The 15,491-nt window shown below is 71.0% G+C and carries 11 protein-coding genes; 2 read left to right on the top strand and 9 right to left on the bottom strand.

All coding sequences use genetic code 11. The features are described 5' to 3' along the window. Window positions 1–15: 15 nt before the first annotated feature. The gene (locus OG444_RS26980; RefSeq protein ID WP_030725499.1) at window positions 16–942 is read right to left on the bottom strand and encodes a proline dehydrogenase family protein; all 927 of its coding nucleotides are present in this window, start codon (window positions 940–942) and stop codon (window positions 16–18) included. Between the two features lie 160 nt (window positions 943–1,102). On the opposite strand from OG444_RS26980, the gene OG444_RS26975 reads away from it, so the two are divergent. Next, window positions 1,103–2,323 carry a PucR family transcriptional regulator gene (locus OG444_RS26975; RefSeq protein ID WP_327264598.1) on the top strand — a complete coding sequence of 407 codons (1,221 nt, stop codon included), beginning with the start codon at window positions 1,103–1,105 and terminating at the stop codon, window positions 2,321–2,323. A 37-nt stretch (window positions 2,324–2,360) separates the two neighbouring features. Here OG444_RS26975 and OG444_RS26970 read toward each other — a convergent pair whose 3' ends face one another. Both OG444_RS26970 and OG444_RS26965 read right to left on the bottom strand, forming a co-directional pair. Continuing rightward, window positions 2,361–3,245, bottom strand: a complete 885-nt coding sequence (locus tag OG444_RS26970) for a hypothetical protein (RefSeq protein WP_327264597.1) — start codon at window positions 3,243–3,245, stop codon at window positions 2,361–2,363. Window positions 3,246–3,367: 122 nt separating this feature from the next. Further along, the gene (locus OG444_RS26965) at window positions 3,368–3,946 is read right to left on the bottom strand and encodes a TetR/AcrR family transcriptional regulator (protein ID WP_327264596.1); all 579 of its coding nucleotides are present in this window, start codon (window positions 3,944–3,946) and stop codon (window positions 3,368–3,370) included. An 89-nt stretch (window positions 3,947–4,035) separates the two neighbouring features. Between OG444_RS26965 and OG444_RS26960 the strand changes: the two genes are divergently transcribed. Then, window positions 4,036–5,592 carry an MFS transporter gene (locus tag OG444_RS26960; protein ID WP_327264595.1) on the top strand — a complete coding sequence of 519 codons (1,557 nt, stop codon included), beginning with the start codon at window positions 4,036–4,038 and terminating at the stop codon, window positions 5,590–5,592. 89 nt (window positions 5,593–5,681) lie between these two features. Here OG444_RS26960 and serA read toward each other — a convergent pair whose 3' ends face one another. From serA to OG444_RS26930, 6 genes are all read right to left on the bottom strand, one after another. Beyond that, window positions 5,682–7,271, bottom strand: coding sequence for a phosphoglycerate dehydrogenase (serA, locus tag OG444_RS26955; protein ID WP_327264594.1), 1,590 nt, complete (start codon window positions 7,269–7,271; stop codon window positions 5,682–5,684). Between the two features lie 309 nt (window positions 7,272–7,580). Continuing rightward, window positions 7,581–8,582: a ketol-acid reductoisomerase gene (gene ilvC / locus OG444_RS26950; protein WP_327264593.1), complete on the bottom strand. Its 1,002-nt coding sequence runs from the start codon at window positions 8,580–8,582 to the stop codon at window positions 7,581–7,583. Window positions 8,583–8,714: 132 nt separating this feature from the next. Next, the gene (gene ilvN / locus OG444_RS26945; RefSeq protein ID WP_030010002.1) at window positions 8,715–9,239 is read right to left on the bottom strand and encodes an acetolactate synthase small subunit; all 525 of its coding nucleotides are present in this window, start codon (window positions 9,237–9,239) and stop codon (window positions 8,715–8,717) included. A gap of 31 nt (window positions 9,240–9,270) precedes the next feature. Continuing rightward, window positions 9,271–11,157, bottom strand: a complete 1,887-nt coding sequence (locus tag OG444_RS26940; protein ID WP_327264592.1) for an acetolactate synthase large subunit — start codon at window positions 11,155–11,157, stop codon at window positions 9,271–9,273. A 204-nt stretch (window positions 11,158–11,361) separates the two neighbouring features. Then, the gene (locus OG444_RS26935) at window positions 11,362–14,250 is read right to left on the bottom strand and encodes a putative bifunctional diguanylate cyclase/phosphodiesterase (protein WP_405790744.1); all 2,889 of its coding nucleotides are present in this window, start codon (window positions 14,248–14,250) and stop codon (window positions 11,362–11,364) included. Window positions 14,251–14,531: 281 nt separating this feature from the next. Continuing rightward, window positions 14,532–15,479: a 2-hydroxyacid dehydrogenase gene (locus OG444_RS26930; protein WP_327264591.1), complete on the bottom strand. Its 948-nt coding sequence runs from the start codon at window positions 15,477–15,479 to the stop codon at window positions 14,532–14,534. Window positions 15,480–15,491 lie beyond the last annotated feature (12 nt).

Genomic DNA, 15,491 nt, shown 5'->3' with positions numbered 1-15,491 from the left:
TGACCTAGTTCTTGGCTAGTTCTTGGTGATCATCGAGCGGACGAAGAAGAGCAGGTTGGCGGGCTTCTCAGCGAGGCGACGCATGAAGTAGCCGTACCAGTCCGTCCCGTAGGCGGTGTAGACGCGCATGCGGTGTCCCTCGGCGGCGAGCCGCAGGTGCTCCTCGCTGCGGATGCCGTACAGCATCTGGAACTCGTACTCGTCCAGCTTGCGCCCGGCCTTGCGGGCGAGCTCCTGGCCGATGGCGATCAGACGCGGGTCGTGCGACCCGATCATCGGGTAGCCCTCGCCGTCCATCAGGATCTTCAGGATGCGGACGTACGCCTTGTCGATCTCCGCCTTGTCCAGGTACGCGACCTCGGCGGGCTCCTTGTAGGCGCCCTTCACGATGCGGACGCGGCTGCCGGCGGCGGCCAGCCGGCGGGCGTCGGCCTCCGTGCGGAAGAGGTACGCCTGGATCACGCAGCCGGTCTGCGGGAAGTCCTTCCGCAGCTCCTCGTGGATGGCGAACATCGAGTCGAGGGTGGTGTGGTCCTCGGCGTCGAGCGTCACGGTGGTGCCGATGGCGGCGGCGGCCTCGACGACCGGGCGGACGTTGGCGAGGGCGAGCTCGTGGCCGCCCTCCAGCGCCTGGCCGAACATCGACAGCTTGACGGACATCTCGGCCTTCTCGCCGAGGCCGAGCTCCGCGAGGCGCTCGATGAGCTGGAGGTAGGCGTCCCGGGCGGCGTGGGACTGCGCCACCTCGGTGATGTCCTCGCCCACCACGTCGAGGGTGACCTCGAGGCCGGCCTGCGTGAGCTCCTCGACGATCGGGATCACCTGGTCGACGGTCTCGCCGGGGATGAACCGGTTCACCACGGGCTTGGTCACCGGGGCGGCGGAGACGATACGACGCATCTTGTCGCTGCGCGAAGCGGCGAGGATCACGGGACCCAGCACGGGGGCACCTCCAGCGGGTGGCAGAAGAAAAGCGCAAGTAAAACCACCGTGAAACCTAAGGATCGCTTTGATCCTCTGCCATCGACAGCTGTCACGCATCCGTGTCCCGGATCTCATACATCTGTCTGAAGGGTCCGTTGCGGGGTGGGAGAATGGCCGCGTGAAGGGCGATTACCAGGACCTGGTGGACGAGATCTCCGCGCTGCTCGGCGCCCCGGCGACCCTGGAGAACCGGGACTTCCGGCTGATCGCCTTCGGCGCCCACGACAGCGACGACGATCTCGCCATGGACCCGGTCCGGACCCGCTCGATCCTCACGCGGCAGTCGACGGCGGACGTCCGGTCCTGGTTCGAGGGCTTCGGCATCGCCCGCGCCACGGGGCCCGTCCGGATCCCGGCGACGCCCGACGCGGGGGTCCTCCGCGGCCGGATCTGCCTGCCGGTGCGGTACCGGGGCATCGTCCAGGGCTACGTATGGCTCCTGGACCAGGAGCCCGGCACGCCCGGGCCCGAACCGGCGGCCCTGGACGCGGCCATGGAGGTGGCCGAGCGGATCGGGGTGCTGCTCGCCGAGGAGGCGAAGGCGGGGGCCGACCTGTCGCGGGAGTTCCTGGCGGTGCTCACGGCCGGACGGGGCTGGCAGCAGGACATGGCGGTGGCGGCGCTGCGGGTCGCCCTCGGCCCGGGCGGGGACGGCCCGCACGCGGCGGTCTGCGTCACACCCTGGCCCGGGGAGGCTCCGGCGTCGGTACCCGGCGCGGCGGCGGTGTGCGTCGTACCGCGGCGGGCCGCGGGCGAGCCCGGCGGCGGTACCCGGCCCGGGTCCGGGCCCGGGGACGGCCCGGCCCTGGCGGTCCTGCTCCGGCTGCGCTCGACGGACGCGCTGACCCCGGCCCTGGCGGCGGTGACCAGGCTGCTCCCGCGCGCGGCGGACCCGGCCTCGGCGGGCGGCGCGGACACCGCCCCGCGCGTGACGGCGGGCGTCGCCGATCCCGTACGGGGCCTCGCGGACCTGCCCGCCGCCTGGGAACAGGCCGTCGCCGCCGCGCGGGCGGCGGTGGCCCAGCCCCGGCTCGGCCCGGTCGCCCAGTGGTCGGCGATCGGCCCGTACCGGCTGCTGGCGACCCTCGCCTCCGACCCGGTGGACGATCCCGCGGCCCGCACCCTGCTCACTCCGGCCCATCGCGAACTCGCCCGTACCGCCGAGGTGTTCCTGGACTGCGCCGGACAGGCGGGCCGCGCGGCGGCGGCCCTCGGCATCCACCGCCAGACGCTCTACTACCGCCTCGGCCGGGTGGAGCAGCTGACCGGCCTCGACCTGGACGAGGGCGAGGACCGCCTGCTGCTCCACATGGCCCTCAAGGCCTCCCGGCTGACCTAGGGACTGTCCGGGGGCGGCAACGGGGTTCGGTCGGAGGTCAGTTGTCCCCGGTCTGTTCCAGCGCCCCGCCCGTCGTGGCGTCGACGACGATCCGGCCCCCCACCGGCCGGCTCAGCGCGACCTGGACGGTCTGCACGCGCAGCATCGCGTCACAGGCCACCACCCCCGGCCCTGGCGCGCCGGACAGGATCCGCCCGGCCAGTACCACCGTGCCGGCGCTCTCCAGCACGTCCACGGCCACTCCGGCGTCACAACTTCCGTGGCTCGCGGACACTCTGAGGGTCGTCGCCTCCGGGGCCGACCGGTGGCCGAACAGCCGGGCCGTGGTGCCGTCGGGATCGTCCACGGGCACGATCGGGGGTGTCACGGCCTCCTGCGGTGCCACGGCGATGCGGGCGAGCGGGGTGTCGTACCCCTCCACCGTGAACAGCCACGCGGGCACCCGGGCCGGGCCGCGGCTGGTGCGCACGGTCGTCCCGCCGAAGCGGACGGCCGTGACCGCCAGTGCCTGGTCGCGGTCAGGGGCCCGGTCGGGGACCCGGTCGATCTCGCCGTACGCCTGCGCAGCGGTCCGCAGCGGCAGGGTGAGCGTGCTGCCGTCGGGCCATTGGACCGCGGTGGCCGGCGGGAGCGCGTCGGGCAGCCCGGTGCGCAGGACGAAGTTCCCCGCCGCGTGGGCGGCCTTGTCCTCGCCGGAGCGGAAACCGCCCGGCGGTTGCCAGTCCTGGGGGTCCAGGGGGTGGAAGCCCTCGCGCCACCGCCTGACGACCGCCGAGTCCGCCCAGGCCGCGGCCACCTGCTCCATGCGCGTACGGGTGTCCGGCGGGGCACCGTGGACGATGCCCCGGCCCGGCTGCGGCCCGGGCGCACCGCATCCGGCGGTCAGGGCCGCCACCGCCAGGCCGCACAGCACGGCGCCCACTCGCGCTCGCGCTCGTGCTCGTGCCCGCACTCCCGCTGCCGCTCGCACCACGGTGACTCCCCCTCGTCCAGGGCCGATTCGGGGCTGGGACGGGGAGCGGCCGGCGGTGGTTCCGGCTCCGGTTATCCGTGGGACCGGGTCATCGCCTCGGCGGCCCGGCGCATCCCCTCGGTGAACTCCTCGGCGGTGGCCGCCGACTCCGGATCGAAGAGCCACTGGATCATCAGGCCGTTGAGCAGCGCCTGGTAGAAGCTGCCCAGGGTGCGGACGTCCCGTTCGTCGAGCCGGTCCTCCGGGGTGCCGGTGAGCATCGAGATCAACCCGCGGCGCCCCTCGGCCTGCGAGGCCGCGAGCATCGACCGCAGCTCCGGCCGCTCGTCACGGCCGAGCGCCACCTCCAGGCTGGCCGCCCACACCGGACCCGACTTCTCGTGCTGCGCCAGCACGCCCTCCCACAGCGCGCGGAAGCGCTCCAGCGAGCCGCCCTCGCCCTCGAGGCCGTCCTGGAAGCCCGCGCCCCACTCCTCGATCAGACCGATGAAGGCCTGGGCGAGCAGGGCGTCCTTCGAGCCGTAGTGGTACCCGATGGAGGCCAGGTTGGCCCCCGAGGCGCTGACGATGTCGCGCGCGGTGGTGCGCACGAACCCCTTCTCGACCAGGCACTTCTTGGCGCCTTCGAGCAGATCTTCGCGATGTCCCATGACCGAACGGTAGCAAGACAACCGTCCCAGACAACAGTTTCATACATCCGTCATAGACAAGCGTTTAATACGTCTGTACATTTCTGCTCATGACAACTCCCGCCGCCACAGCGCGACGTGCCGGCCGCCGCGAATGGACAGCCTTCTGCGTCCTCCTGCTGCCGCTGCTCCTGGTCTCGATGGACGTCTCCGTCCTCTACTTCGCCGTCCCGGCCATCACCGAACAGCTGGACCCGAGCTCCACCCAGCAGCTCTGGATCTTCGACAGCTACGCCTTCGCCCTCTCCGGCCTGCTCATCACGATGGGCTCGCTCGGCGACCGGATCGGGCGCCGCAAGCTGCTCCTGATCGGCGCGAGCGCCTTCGGCCTCGCCTCGATCGGCGCCGGCTTCGCCACCAGCGCCGAGTTGCTGATCGCGGCCCGTGTCCTGCTCGGCATCGGCGGCGCGACCCTGATGCCGTCCACGCTGGCCCTCGTACGGAACCTCTTCCAGGACGACCGCCAGCGCGGGCAGGCCATCGCCATCTGGTCCGGGGCCATGACCGGCGGCATCGCCCTCGGCTCGGTGCTCAGCGGAGTGATGCTGAACCACTGGTACTGGGGCTCCGTCTTCCTCATCAACGTGCCCGCGATGCTCCTCCTGCTGATCCTGGTCCCGGTCCTGGTACCGGAGTTCAAGGACCCCGCCCCCGGCCGCTTCGACCTGCTGGGCGTGCCGTTGTCCATGGCGGCCGTGCTGCCGGTCGTCTACGGGCTCAAGGAGATCGCCGCCGAGGGCTTCGAGCCCGCGTACGTGGGCTGCATCGCCGTAGGCCTGGCCTTCGGACACCTCTTCGTCCGCCGCCAGCGCACCCGTGACGACGCCATGGTGAGCCGGGAACTGTTCCGGGGCCGCGGTTTCGGGGCGGGCATCGGCCTGAACACCGTCGCCGCGTTCGCCATGATGGGCTCGGCCTACTTCATCACCCAGTACCTCCAGTCGGTGCTCGGCATGGGCACCCTGGAAGCCGCCCTGTGGAGCCTCGCGCCCTCGGTGGTGATCGGCGCCGCCGCGCCGGTCGGCGCGGCCCTGGCGCTGAAGACGGACCGAGCCCATGTCATCGCCGGCGGGTTCGTCCTCGCCGCAGCCGGGTTCGCCCTGCTCGGGCTGGTCGGGACGGACTCCCTGTGGCTGCTCCTGGTCGGTGCCGGACTGCTGGCCTCGGGCATCGTCACCGTGATGTCCCTGGTGTCCGACCTGGCCCTGTCCTCGGCCCCCGCCGAGAAGGCCGGGACCGCCGCCTCGCTGCTGGAGACCGGCCAGGAGTTCGGCGGGGCGCTCGGGATGGCCCTGCTGGGGAGCCTGGGCACCACCGTGTACCGCAGCGACCTTACGGATTCCGAGCCCGCGGTACGGGAGACCCTGGGCGGGGCCGTCGCCACCGCCCACCAGGTGGGCGGCGCCGCGGGCGAGCAGGTACTGGCCCTGGCCCGGGAGGCCTTCGTCCACGGCATGCAGTACGCGGCCTGGGGCGGTACGGCGCTGCTGCTCGGGGCGGCCGTGCTCGCCGCGACTCTGATGCGCGGGATCGAAGCTCCCGCCCCGCCCGCGGCGGAGCCGGCCGCGGGCGACGGAGCCCGCGTCCACGAGGCGACGTACAACTGAACAGTCCTGTGCGGCGCGGGGCCGCGGGAATGCGGAAGGGCCCGGGGGCGTCCCCCGGGCCCTTCCTTCACGTCACTGCCCCGAAGGACTCAGGCGAGGCTGACCGTGCGCGCCGAGACGGCGCCGATCTCGGAGGCGATGTCCGCGAGGACGTTCGCCGGTACCGCGGCGTCGACGGTGAGGACGGCGAGCGCCTCGCCGTGCGCCTCGGCACGGGCGACCTGCATGCCCGCGATGTTCAGACCGCCCTCGCCGAGCACGCGGCCGACGGTGCCGACCACGCCGGGGCGGTCGGTGTAGCGCAGGACGACCATGTGGTCGGCGAGCGACAGGTCCACGTCGTACTCGCCGACGCCAACGATCTTCTGAAGGTGCTTCGGGCCCGCGAGCGTGCCGGAGACCGAGACTTCCTGACCGTCCGACAGGGTGCCGCGCACGGTCACCACGTTGCGGTGGTCCGGGGACTCCGAGCTGGTGGTCAGGCGGACTTCGACGCCACGCTCCTGCGCGAACAGCGGGGCGTTGACGTAGGAGACGGTCTCGTCGACGACGTCCTCGAAGACACCCTTGAGGGCGGAGAGTTCCAGCACCTTGACGTCGTGCTGGGTGATCTCGCCGCAGACCTCGACGTCGAGGCGGACCGCGACCTCGCCCGCGAGGGCGGTGAAGATGCGGCCGAGCTTCTCGGCGAGCGGCAGGCCCGGACGTACGTCCTCGGCGATGACGCCGCCCTGGACGTTGACCGCGTCGGGCACGAGCTCACCGGCGAGCGCGAGTCGCACCGACTTGGCGACCGAGACACCGGCCTTCTCCTGGGCCTCGTCCGTGGACGCGCCGAGGTGCGGGGTGCAGACGACCTGGTCGAGCTCGAAGAGCGGGGAGTCCGTGCAGGGCTCCTTCGCGTACACGTCGAGACCGGCGCCGGCGACGCGGCCCTCCTTGATGGCCGTGTACAGCGCAGCCTCGTCCACGATCCCGCCGCGGGCGGCGTTGACGATGCGGACGGACGGCTTCACCTTGTGCAGGGCCTCGTCCCCGATGAGACCGAGGGTCTCGGGGGTCTTGGGCAGGTGCACGGTGATGAAGTCGGCGACCTCCAGCAGCTCGTCCAGCGCCAGCATCTTGACGCCCATCTGGGCGGCGCGCGCGGGCTGTACGTAGGGGTCGTACGCGACGATCTTCATGCCGAAGGCCGACATCCGCTGCGCGACGAGGACGCCGATGCGGCCGAGGCCGACGACACCGAGGGTCTTCTCGCTGAGCTCGACACCCGTGTACTTGTTCCGCTTCCACTCACCGTTCTTCAGGGCGGTGTTGGCCTGCGGGATGTTGCGGGCAGTGGCGACGAGCAGGCCGCAGGCGAGCTCGGCCGCGGTCACGATGTTCGAGGTCGGGGCGTTGACGACCATCACGCCGGCCTTGGTGGCGGCGGAGACGTCCACGTTGTCCAGGCCGACACCGGCGCGCGCGACGACCCGCAGCTTCTTGGCCGCGGCGATGGCCTCGGCGTCGACCTTGGTGGCGGAGCGAACGAGGATCGCGTCGGCATCGACGATCGCGGGCAGCAGCTCGGCGCGGTCGGCGCCGTTGCAGTGCCGGATCTCGAAGTCCGGTCCGAGCGCCTCCACGGTGGCGGGCGACAGCTCTTCGGCGATGAGTACGACAGGTTTCGAGCTCACGTGGGTCCTCACAAGTCCAGTGCGGACGGCCGTCCCGACGGCCGCAGGCGGTGGAGGGGGTAGCCGCGTGGAAGACGCACGACACTGTGGGCCTGACGCGTATGTGTTGAGCAGTGTAGTGGCGCCGACGGGCCGGCTTTCCGCCTGTACGGAAGGATCACCCGTCCGTGGTTGGCCGAGGTGGACAACCCGGGCCCGTGAGGGCCGGATTCCCGGGCCCCGGTACCCCGTCCGTCCGGACGGCCGCGGCCCTCCGGTGATGCGCGGTGGGGCCGGGACCTCACGTGTCCCGGCCCCACTGTCACCCGATCAGCTCTCGTCGCTGTCGACCCAGCTCATCAGCTTGCGCAGCTTCTTGCCGGTGGTCTCCAGCAGGTGCGCCTCGTCGGCCTTCTTGTACTCGTTGTACTTCGGCAGACCGGCCTTGTACTCGGCCATCCAGGTGTTGGCGAACTCGCCGCTCTGGATCTCCGCGAGGACCTTCTTCATCTCGGCCTTGGTGGCGTCGGTGATGACGCGGGGGCCGGTGATGTAGTCGCCCCACTCGGCGGTCTCGGAGACGGACCAGCGCATCTTCTCCAGGCCGCCCTCGTACATGAGGTCCACGATGAGCTTCAGCTCGTGCAGGCACTCGAAGTACGCGATCTCCGGCTGGTAGCCGGCCTCGGTCAGGGTCTCGAAACCGGCCTTGACCAGCGCGGAGGCGCCACCGCAGAGGACGGCCTGCTCACCGAACAGGTCGGTCTCGGTCTCCTCGGTGAAGGTGGTCTTGATGACGCCGGCGCGGGTGCCGCCGATGCCGGCCGCGTACGAGAGCGCGAGCGCGAAGGCGGAACCGGTGAAGTCCTGCTCGACGGCGGCGATGCAGGGCACGCCGCGGCCTTCCTCGTACTGACGGCGGACCAGGTGGCCCGGGCCCTTCGGGGCGACCAGGGCGACGTCCACGTTGGCCGGGGGCTTGATGAAGCCGTAGCGGACGTTGAAGCCGTGGCCGAAGAAGAGCGCGTCGCCCTCCTCGAGGTGCTCCTTGATGGACTCCTCGTAGATCTCGGCCTGCAGCGGGTCCGGCGTGAGGATCATGATGACGTTCGCCCAGGCGGCGGCTTCGGCCACGGGGACGACCTTCAGACCCTGCTCCTCGGCCTTGGCCTTGGACTTCGAGCCCTCCTTCAGACCGACGACGACGTCGACGCCGGAGTCACGGAGCGACAGCGCGTGGGCGTGGCCCTGGCTGCCGTAACCGATGACCGCGACCTTGCGGCCCTGGATGATGGACAGGTCGGCGTCGTTCTCGTAGAACAGCTCGGCCACTGGGATATCTCCTTGGTGCGCTGGTGTTGCTCCCACCGTACGGCGGGGAACGGAATCTGAGTTTCTCGGTCTCGCTATGCGAGCAGAGCGTGTCTGACCCGGCCGACGTGTCCGCCGGGCCGGGCCGGCGGGTCAGGCGCTGCGGTCGAGCGCGCGCAGACTGCGGTCCGTGATGGACCGGCCGCCACGCCCTATGGCGATCGTTCCGGACTGGACGAGCTCCTTGATGCCGAAGGGCTCCAGCATCTTGAGCATCGCGCCGAGCTTGTCGGAGCCGCCGGTGGCCTCGATGGTGACGGCCTCCGGGGAGACGTCGACCGTCTTGGCGCGGAACAGCTGGACGATCTCGACGATCTGCGAGCGGGTCTCGTTGTCGGCGCGGACCTTCACCAGGACGAGCTCGCGCTCGATGGCGTTGTGGGACTCCAGCTCGACGATCTTGAGCACGTTGACCAGCTTGTTGAGCTGCTTGGTCACCTGCTCCAGCGGGAGGTCCTCGACGTTGACGACGATGGTGATGCGGGAGATGTCGGGGTGCTCCGTGACGCCGACCGCGAGGGAGTCGATGTTGAACCCGCGGCGGGAGAACAGCGCGGCGATCCTGGCGAGGATGCCGGGCGTGTTCTCGACCAGGACGGAGAGCGTGTGCTTGGACATGTGAGGCGTTCTCTCTCTCGGCTCTCTCGGCTCAGTCGTCTTCGTTGTCGCCGAAGTCGGGACGGACGCCCCGGGCTGCCATGACCTCGTCGTTGGAGGTGCCGGCGGCGACCATCGGCCAGACCATGGCGTCCTCGTGGACGATGAAGTCGATCACGACGGTGCGGTCGTTGATCGCGTTGGCCTCGGCGATGACCTTGTCCAGGTCGGCCGGGTCCTCGCAGCGCAGCGCCACGCAGCCCATGGCCTCCGACAGCTTGACGAAGTCCGGGACGCGCGTGCCCTTGCGGGGCGCGATGGACTCGCCGAGCTGGGAGCCGACCGTGTCGTGACCGGTCTCGTCGGCGTGCAGAACGGTGTTGGAGTACCGCTGGTTGTAGAACAGGGTCTGCCACTGGCGGACCATGCCCAGCGCGCCGTTGTTGATGATCGCGACCTTGATCGGGATGTTGTTCAGGGCGCAGGTGACCAGTTCCTGATTGGTCATCTGGAAGCAGCCGTCGCCGTCGATCGCCCAGACCGTGCGCTCGGGCATACCGACCTTGGCGCCCATCGCGGCGGGGACCGCGTAGCCCATGGTTCCGGCGCCGCCGGAGTTCAGCCAGGTGCGCGGCTCCTCGTACTTGACGAAGTGCGAGGCCCACATCTGGTGCTGGCCGACGCCCGCCGCGAAGATCGTGCTCTTCGGGGCGAGCGCGCCGATCCGCTCGATGACCTGCTGGGGCGAGAGGCTGCCGTCGGCGGGCAGGTCGTAGCCCAGCGGGTAGGTGTCGCGCCAGCGGCTGAGGTCGCTCCACCAGGCGGTGTAGTCGCCTGCGTTGCCCTCGGTGTGCTCGGCCTGGACGGCCTGGATCAGGTCGGCGATGACCTCGCGGGCGTCACCGACGATCGGGACGTCGACCGCGCGGTTCTTGCCGATCTCGGCCGGGTCGATGTCCGCGTGGATGATCTTGGCGAGGGGGGCGAAGCTGTCCAGCTTGCCGGTGACGCGGTCGTCGAAGCGGGTGCCGAGGGCGATCAGCAGGTCCGACTTCTGCAGCGCGGTGACGCCGGTGACGCTGCCGTGCATGCCCGGCATGCCGACGTGCAGCGGGTGGCTGTCGGGGAAGGAGCCCAGCGCCATCAGGGTGGTGCAGACGGGGACGCCGGTCAGCTCGGCGAGGACCTTCAGCTCGGCGGTCGCGCCGGACTTCATCACGCCGCCGCCGACGTACAGGACCGGGCGCTTGGCCTGGCAGATGAGCTTGGCAGCCTCGCGGATCTGCTTGGCGTGCGGCTTGGTGACCGGCCGGTAACCGGGGAGGTCCTGGGCGGGCGGCCACGAGAAGGTGGTCTTCGCCTGCAGGGCGTCCTTGGCGATGTCGACCAGGACCGGGCCGGGACGGCCGGTGGCCGCGATGTGGAAGGCCTCCGCGATCGTCCGCGGGATGTCCTCGGCCTTGGTGACCAGGAAGTTGTGCTTGGTGATCGGCATCGTGATGCCGACGATGTCCGCCTCCTGGAAGGCGTCGGTGCCGATCGCCTTGGAGGAGACCTGCCCGGTGATCGCGACGAGCGGGACCGAGTCCATGTGCGCGTCGGCGATCGGGGTGACGAGGTTGGTGGCGCCCGGGCCGGAGGTGGCCATACAGACGCCGACCTTGCCGGTGGCCTGCGCGTAGCCGGTGGCGGCGTGACCGGCCCCCTGCTCGTGGCGGACCAGGATGTGACGGACCTTCTTCGAGTCCATCATCGGGTCGTACGCGGGAAGGATGGCGCCGCCCGGAATTCCGAAAACGGTGTCGCACCCCACCTCTTCGAGAGAGCGGATGAGGGACTGCGCACCCGTGACGTGCTCAACTGCGGCGGACTGCTGTCCGCCGGAACGGGGCCGCGGCTGCGGATGGTGGGCCCCGGTGGCCTGCTCGGTCATCGGCATTCTCTTCTCGAAGCTGAGGGTTTTACGCGGATTCGACTCTGTGCCAGTGCAACAAAAAACCCCTCGTGCCAGAAGGCAAGCGAGGGGAGCGCGTCGGGTGTGTTGAGCGGGGACATGCAGGTCCCAGCTTCAGCCGACGCGCTTTCCAAGTACGAGAATTCGGGTGCGCATGGCATTGACCCTCCCTCTGGCGGGAGGGTGATGTCAAGTAGGTGGGACGGGCGTCTCATTATGTGAGCCTCTGCGGATGGCCATCGAGCCCCCGGGGGAACCTCCGGCCAGTGCTGGCTGGGCTGCTCCGCCCGGTACTGGGAACGTACCGCGCACCAGCGCACGCCGCAGCCTGTACTCGTCGAGCGGGCCGGAAAAAGCCATTCCCTGGCCGTGCGTGCACCCCATCGCGCGCAGCGCCAGGACCTGCTCGGGCAGGTCCACGCCGTCGGCCACGGAGCGCATGCCCAGGTCGTTTGCGATCCGCAAGAGACCGGCGGTGATCTTGTGCAGCCGGGCGGACTCGACCACGCCCTCCACCAGCCCGCGGTCCAGCTTGAGCATGTCCACGGGGAGGCGACGCAGGGCACTGATGGCCGCGTAGCCGCTTCCGAAGCCGTCCAGGGAGATACCCACCCCGAGCCGGTGCAGAGCTGTCAGGCGGCGCTCCAGGTCGTCGAAGGGCACTCTGGGGTCGGATACGGCGAGCTCCAGCACCAGGGCGCCGGAGGGCAGGCCGTGCCGGGTCAGCAGCGCCTCCACGGAGCCGAGCGGCATGGACCGGTCCAGCAGCCGCTGCGCGGTCATCCGCACGGCCACCGGTACGCCGTGGCCGGCCCGGTGCCGGTCGGCGGCCTGCTCCACGGCCTCCTCCAGCAGCCAGCGCCCGAGCTCGGCGGTGCGCGAGGCGTCCTGGCCGGCGGAGCCGGGGCCGCCGGCACTGCCCTCGCTGTACTCGGCGACCCGCAGGAACTCCGCCGGGGTGAAGAGGATCCCCTGGGCGGAGCGCCAGCGGGCCTGCGCGGCGACGGCCGACACCTCGCCGGTGGCCAGCGAGACCACGGGCTGGTGCAGCAGGGCGAACTCGCCCTCGTGCAGCGCGGTCCGCAGTTTGCCCGCCAGCTCGGCCTTGCGCACCACCTCGGCCTGCATCTGGGGGGCGTACATCTCGACGCGGTCCTTGCCGCCCGCCTTGGCCCGGTACATGGCGAGATCCGCGTTGCGCATCAGGTCCGAAGGGGTGATGCCGGGGTCGGCGAAGGCCGCTCCGATGCTCGCGGCGACGCGCACCTCGCTGCCGCCGATCCGGTACGGCTGGGAGAGGGTGGTGCGCAGCCGGTCGGCGATCTCCCGCACCTGGTACTCGCGGGCACTGGCATCGCGGTTTCCGTCGCCGAGGATCAGCGCGGCGAACTCGTCACCGCCGAGGCGGGCCGCGGTGTCCCCGGCCCGGACCGAGTCCTGGAGCCTGCGCGCGGCCTCGACAAGCAGCTCGTCACCGGCCTGGTGGCCGATGGTGTCGTTGACCGCCTTGAAGCCGTCGAGGTCGATGAAGAGCACGGCGGTGCTGCGGTCGCCCGCGCGCCGGCCGGTCAGGGCCTGCCGGACGCGCCGGGTGAACAGGGCCCGGTTGGGCAGGTCGGTCAGCGGGTCGTGTTCGGCACTGTGCTGGAGCTGGGCCTGGAGCCGGACCCGCTCGGTGACGTCCCGGCTGTTGAGGATGAGTCCGCCCTGGTGGCGGTTGACCGTGGACTCCACGTTCAGCCACTCGCCGTCGCCGGACTTGAAGCGGCACTCGATGCGGGTGGTGGGCTCCTCGGCCGGCGGTGCGGCGAGGAAGCGGCGCACCTCGTGGACCACCCGGCCGAGGTCGTCGGGGTGGATCAGGGTGGCGAGTTCGGAGCCGACCAGCTCCTCCGCCTCGCGGCCGTAGACCCCGGCGGCGGCGGGGCTGACGTAGCGCAGGGTCCCGGTGGGGGCGGCGATCATGATGACGTCGCTGGAACCCTGGACCAGGGAGCGGAAGTGGTTCTCCTTCTGGGCCAGTTCCTGGGTCAGCGCGATGTTGTCGAGGAGCATGATGCCCTGCCGGATGACGAGCGCGAGTACGACCGTGCAGCCGGTGAAGACGACCATCCGGTCCACCTTCCGGCCGTCCACGACGTTGTACAGGATGCCGAGGGTGCACACGGCCGCCGCGAGGTACGGGGTGAGGGCGGGCAGCGAGCCGGTGATCGGGCGGCTGTGGGACCGGTCCGGGCGCGGGCGCCCGGCCGGCTCCGGGGGCGGGTGGATGCGCCGGGCGCCCCAGGGCGCGTACGCGAGCAGCAGCGAGCCGGCGAACCAGCCGGCGTCGAGCAGTTGTCCGGACTGGTACTCGGCGCTGAGCAGGGGCGAGGTGAACAGGGCGTCGCTGAGCACGGTCAGGGCCAGCGCCGCGATGGCGGTGTTGACGGCGGAGCGGTTGGTCTCGCTGCGCCGGAAGTGCAGGACCAGGACCATCGATACGAGCGCGATGTCCAGGAGCGGGTAGGCGAGGGAGAGCGCGGCGCGCGGGACGCTGCCGGGGGCGCCGGACTGTGCGGTCCGCGCGGCGTGGGCGAGGGCGAGGCTCCAGGAGAGGGTGAGCAGGGAGCCGCCGATGAGCCAGGAGTCGAGTCCCAGGCACACCCAGCCGGCGCGGGTGACCGGACGTTTGGCGAGGACGAGCAGGCCCACGATGGCGGGCGGGGCGAAGCAGAGGAAGGCGAAGTCGGCGAGCGAGGGTTTGGGCACCTCCTCGCCGAGGACCACCTCGTACCAGCCCCAGACGGCGTTGCCGCAGGCGCCCATGAGGGAGGAGAAGGCGAAGAGCAGCCAGGCGGGGCGTTCACGGCTGTCGATCGCCCTGGCGTACGAGTAGCAGGAGACGGCGGCGAGCAGTCCGGCCGCGCTGAGCCCGAAGTCGCCCATGATCTCGGCGACTTCCTCCGAACCCCAGTTGAGGGCGGCGCCGACGGCATACCCGCCGCTGACCACCGCGAGGAGCAGCTGCATCGCCAGGCCCTTGCCTCCGCCCGAGACGGACGGACGGTTCAAGAGAGCCGCCCCCGGGGTACTCACCGGTCCCCCTCGCCGGCTGGTTCCGGTGCAGCCCAGTCCCGGCAGCGTCGCCTTCGGCGGCTGTGCCGCATCGGATCCTTCGTCCATTGGCCGTACATCGCCCGTCGCCCCCCAAAGTGTCCGACACTCCCCAGCGCCAGACGTTCGTGGCGCAGCCCCTTCTTCCGGACGATACACCACTTTCGTCACTCAGGGACATAGTCCCTCTACTCTCCGTTACCGAGCGGGGAGTTGCACACACCCTAAGCATTCGGGTGACAGCGGAGCGTGCACAGCACACCTCACTCGGTGATCAACACCGTGTGCTCCACGGGCTCTCCGGCTGCGAACCGCGTGAGCTGGCGGGCCAGCAGGCGTTTGGCCCTCGGCTCGAACGCCGAGCTGCTGCCGCCGACATGGGGCGTGATCAGGACATTCGGAGCATGCCAGAGAGGGTGGCCCGCGGGCAGCGGTTCCGGGTCGGTGACGTCGAGTGCCGCCCGCAGCCGGCCCGACTCCACCTCCGCCAGAAGGGACTTGGTGTCGACGACGGGGCCGCGCGAGACGTTCACCAGCAGGGCGCCGTCCTTCATCCGGCCGAGGAAGTCGGCGCCGGCCAGGCCCCGGGTGGCGTCCGTCAGCGGTGTCACGAGGATCACCACGTCGGCCTGCGGCAGGAGCCCGGGCAGGTCGGCGAGGGCGTGCACGGGGCCGCGGGCGGTGGTCCGCGCCGTCCGCGCCACGCGTGCGACCGGCCCGCATTCGAAGGCCACGAGCCGGTCCTCGATTGCGGAGCCGATGGATCCGTAGCCGATGATCAGAACCGACTTGTCGGCAAGGGCGTCGTAGAACCCGGAGCGCCATTCCTCGCGGTCCTGGCCACGGACCATGCCGGGAATGCCGCGCAGGGAGGCGAGGGTCAGCGCGAGGGCGAGCTCGGCGGTGCTGGCCGTGTGGACCCCGACGGCGTTGCACAGCCGTACGCCGGGTCGCAGGTCGCCGAGGCCGCCCAGTACGTGGTCGATTCCGGCGGTCAGGGTCTGGACGACCCGGACCGCGGGCATCGCCGCCAGCGGGCGCACGGTCACCTCGGGGGACTTCATGTAGGGCGTCACGTAGAAGACGCAGTCTGCCGGATCGGCCGGGAAGGCGTCCTCGCCGTCCCAGAGGCGGTACCGGAAGGAGTCGGGAAGGCCCTCGATCTCCTCGGCGGGGAACGGGAGCCAGACATCCGGGGTCATTGCAGTCATGATCACGAGGCT

The sequence above is a fragment of the Streptomyces sp. NBC_01232 genome (assembly GCF_035989885.1).
Taxonomy (GTDB): Bacteria; Actinomycetota; Actinomycetes; order Streptomycetales; family Streptomycetaceae; genus Streptomyces.
This window is presented reverse-complemented; position numbering and strand designations above follow the sequence as displayed.

Excerpts from the sequence above, each read along its gene's own strand:
- OG444_RS26965 (WP_327264596.1), bottom strand. The coding sequence starts at position 3,946 with ATGGGACATCGCGAAGATCTGCTCGAAGGCGCCAAGAAGTGCCTGGTC.
- OG444_RS26960 (WP_327264595.1), top strand. The coding sequence starts at position 4,036 with ATGACAACTCCCGCCGCCACAGCGCGACGTGCCGGCCGCCGCGAATGG.
- ilvN (WP_030010002.1), bottom strand. The coding sequence starts at position 9,239 with ATGTCCAAGCACACGCTCTCCGTCCTGGTCGAGAACACGCCCGGCATC.
- OG444_RS26940 (WP_327264592.1), bottom strand. The coding sequence starts at position 11,157 with ATGCCGATGACCGAGCAGGCCACCGGGGCCCACCATCCGCAGCCGCGG.
- OG444_RS26930 (WP_327264591.1), bottom strand. The coding sequence starts at position 15,479 with ATGACTGCAATGACCCCGGATGTCTGGCTCCCGTTCCCCGCCGAGGAG.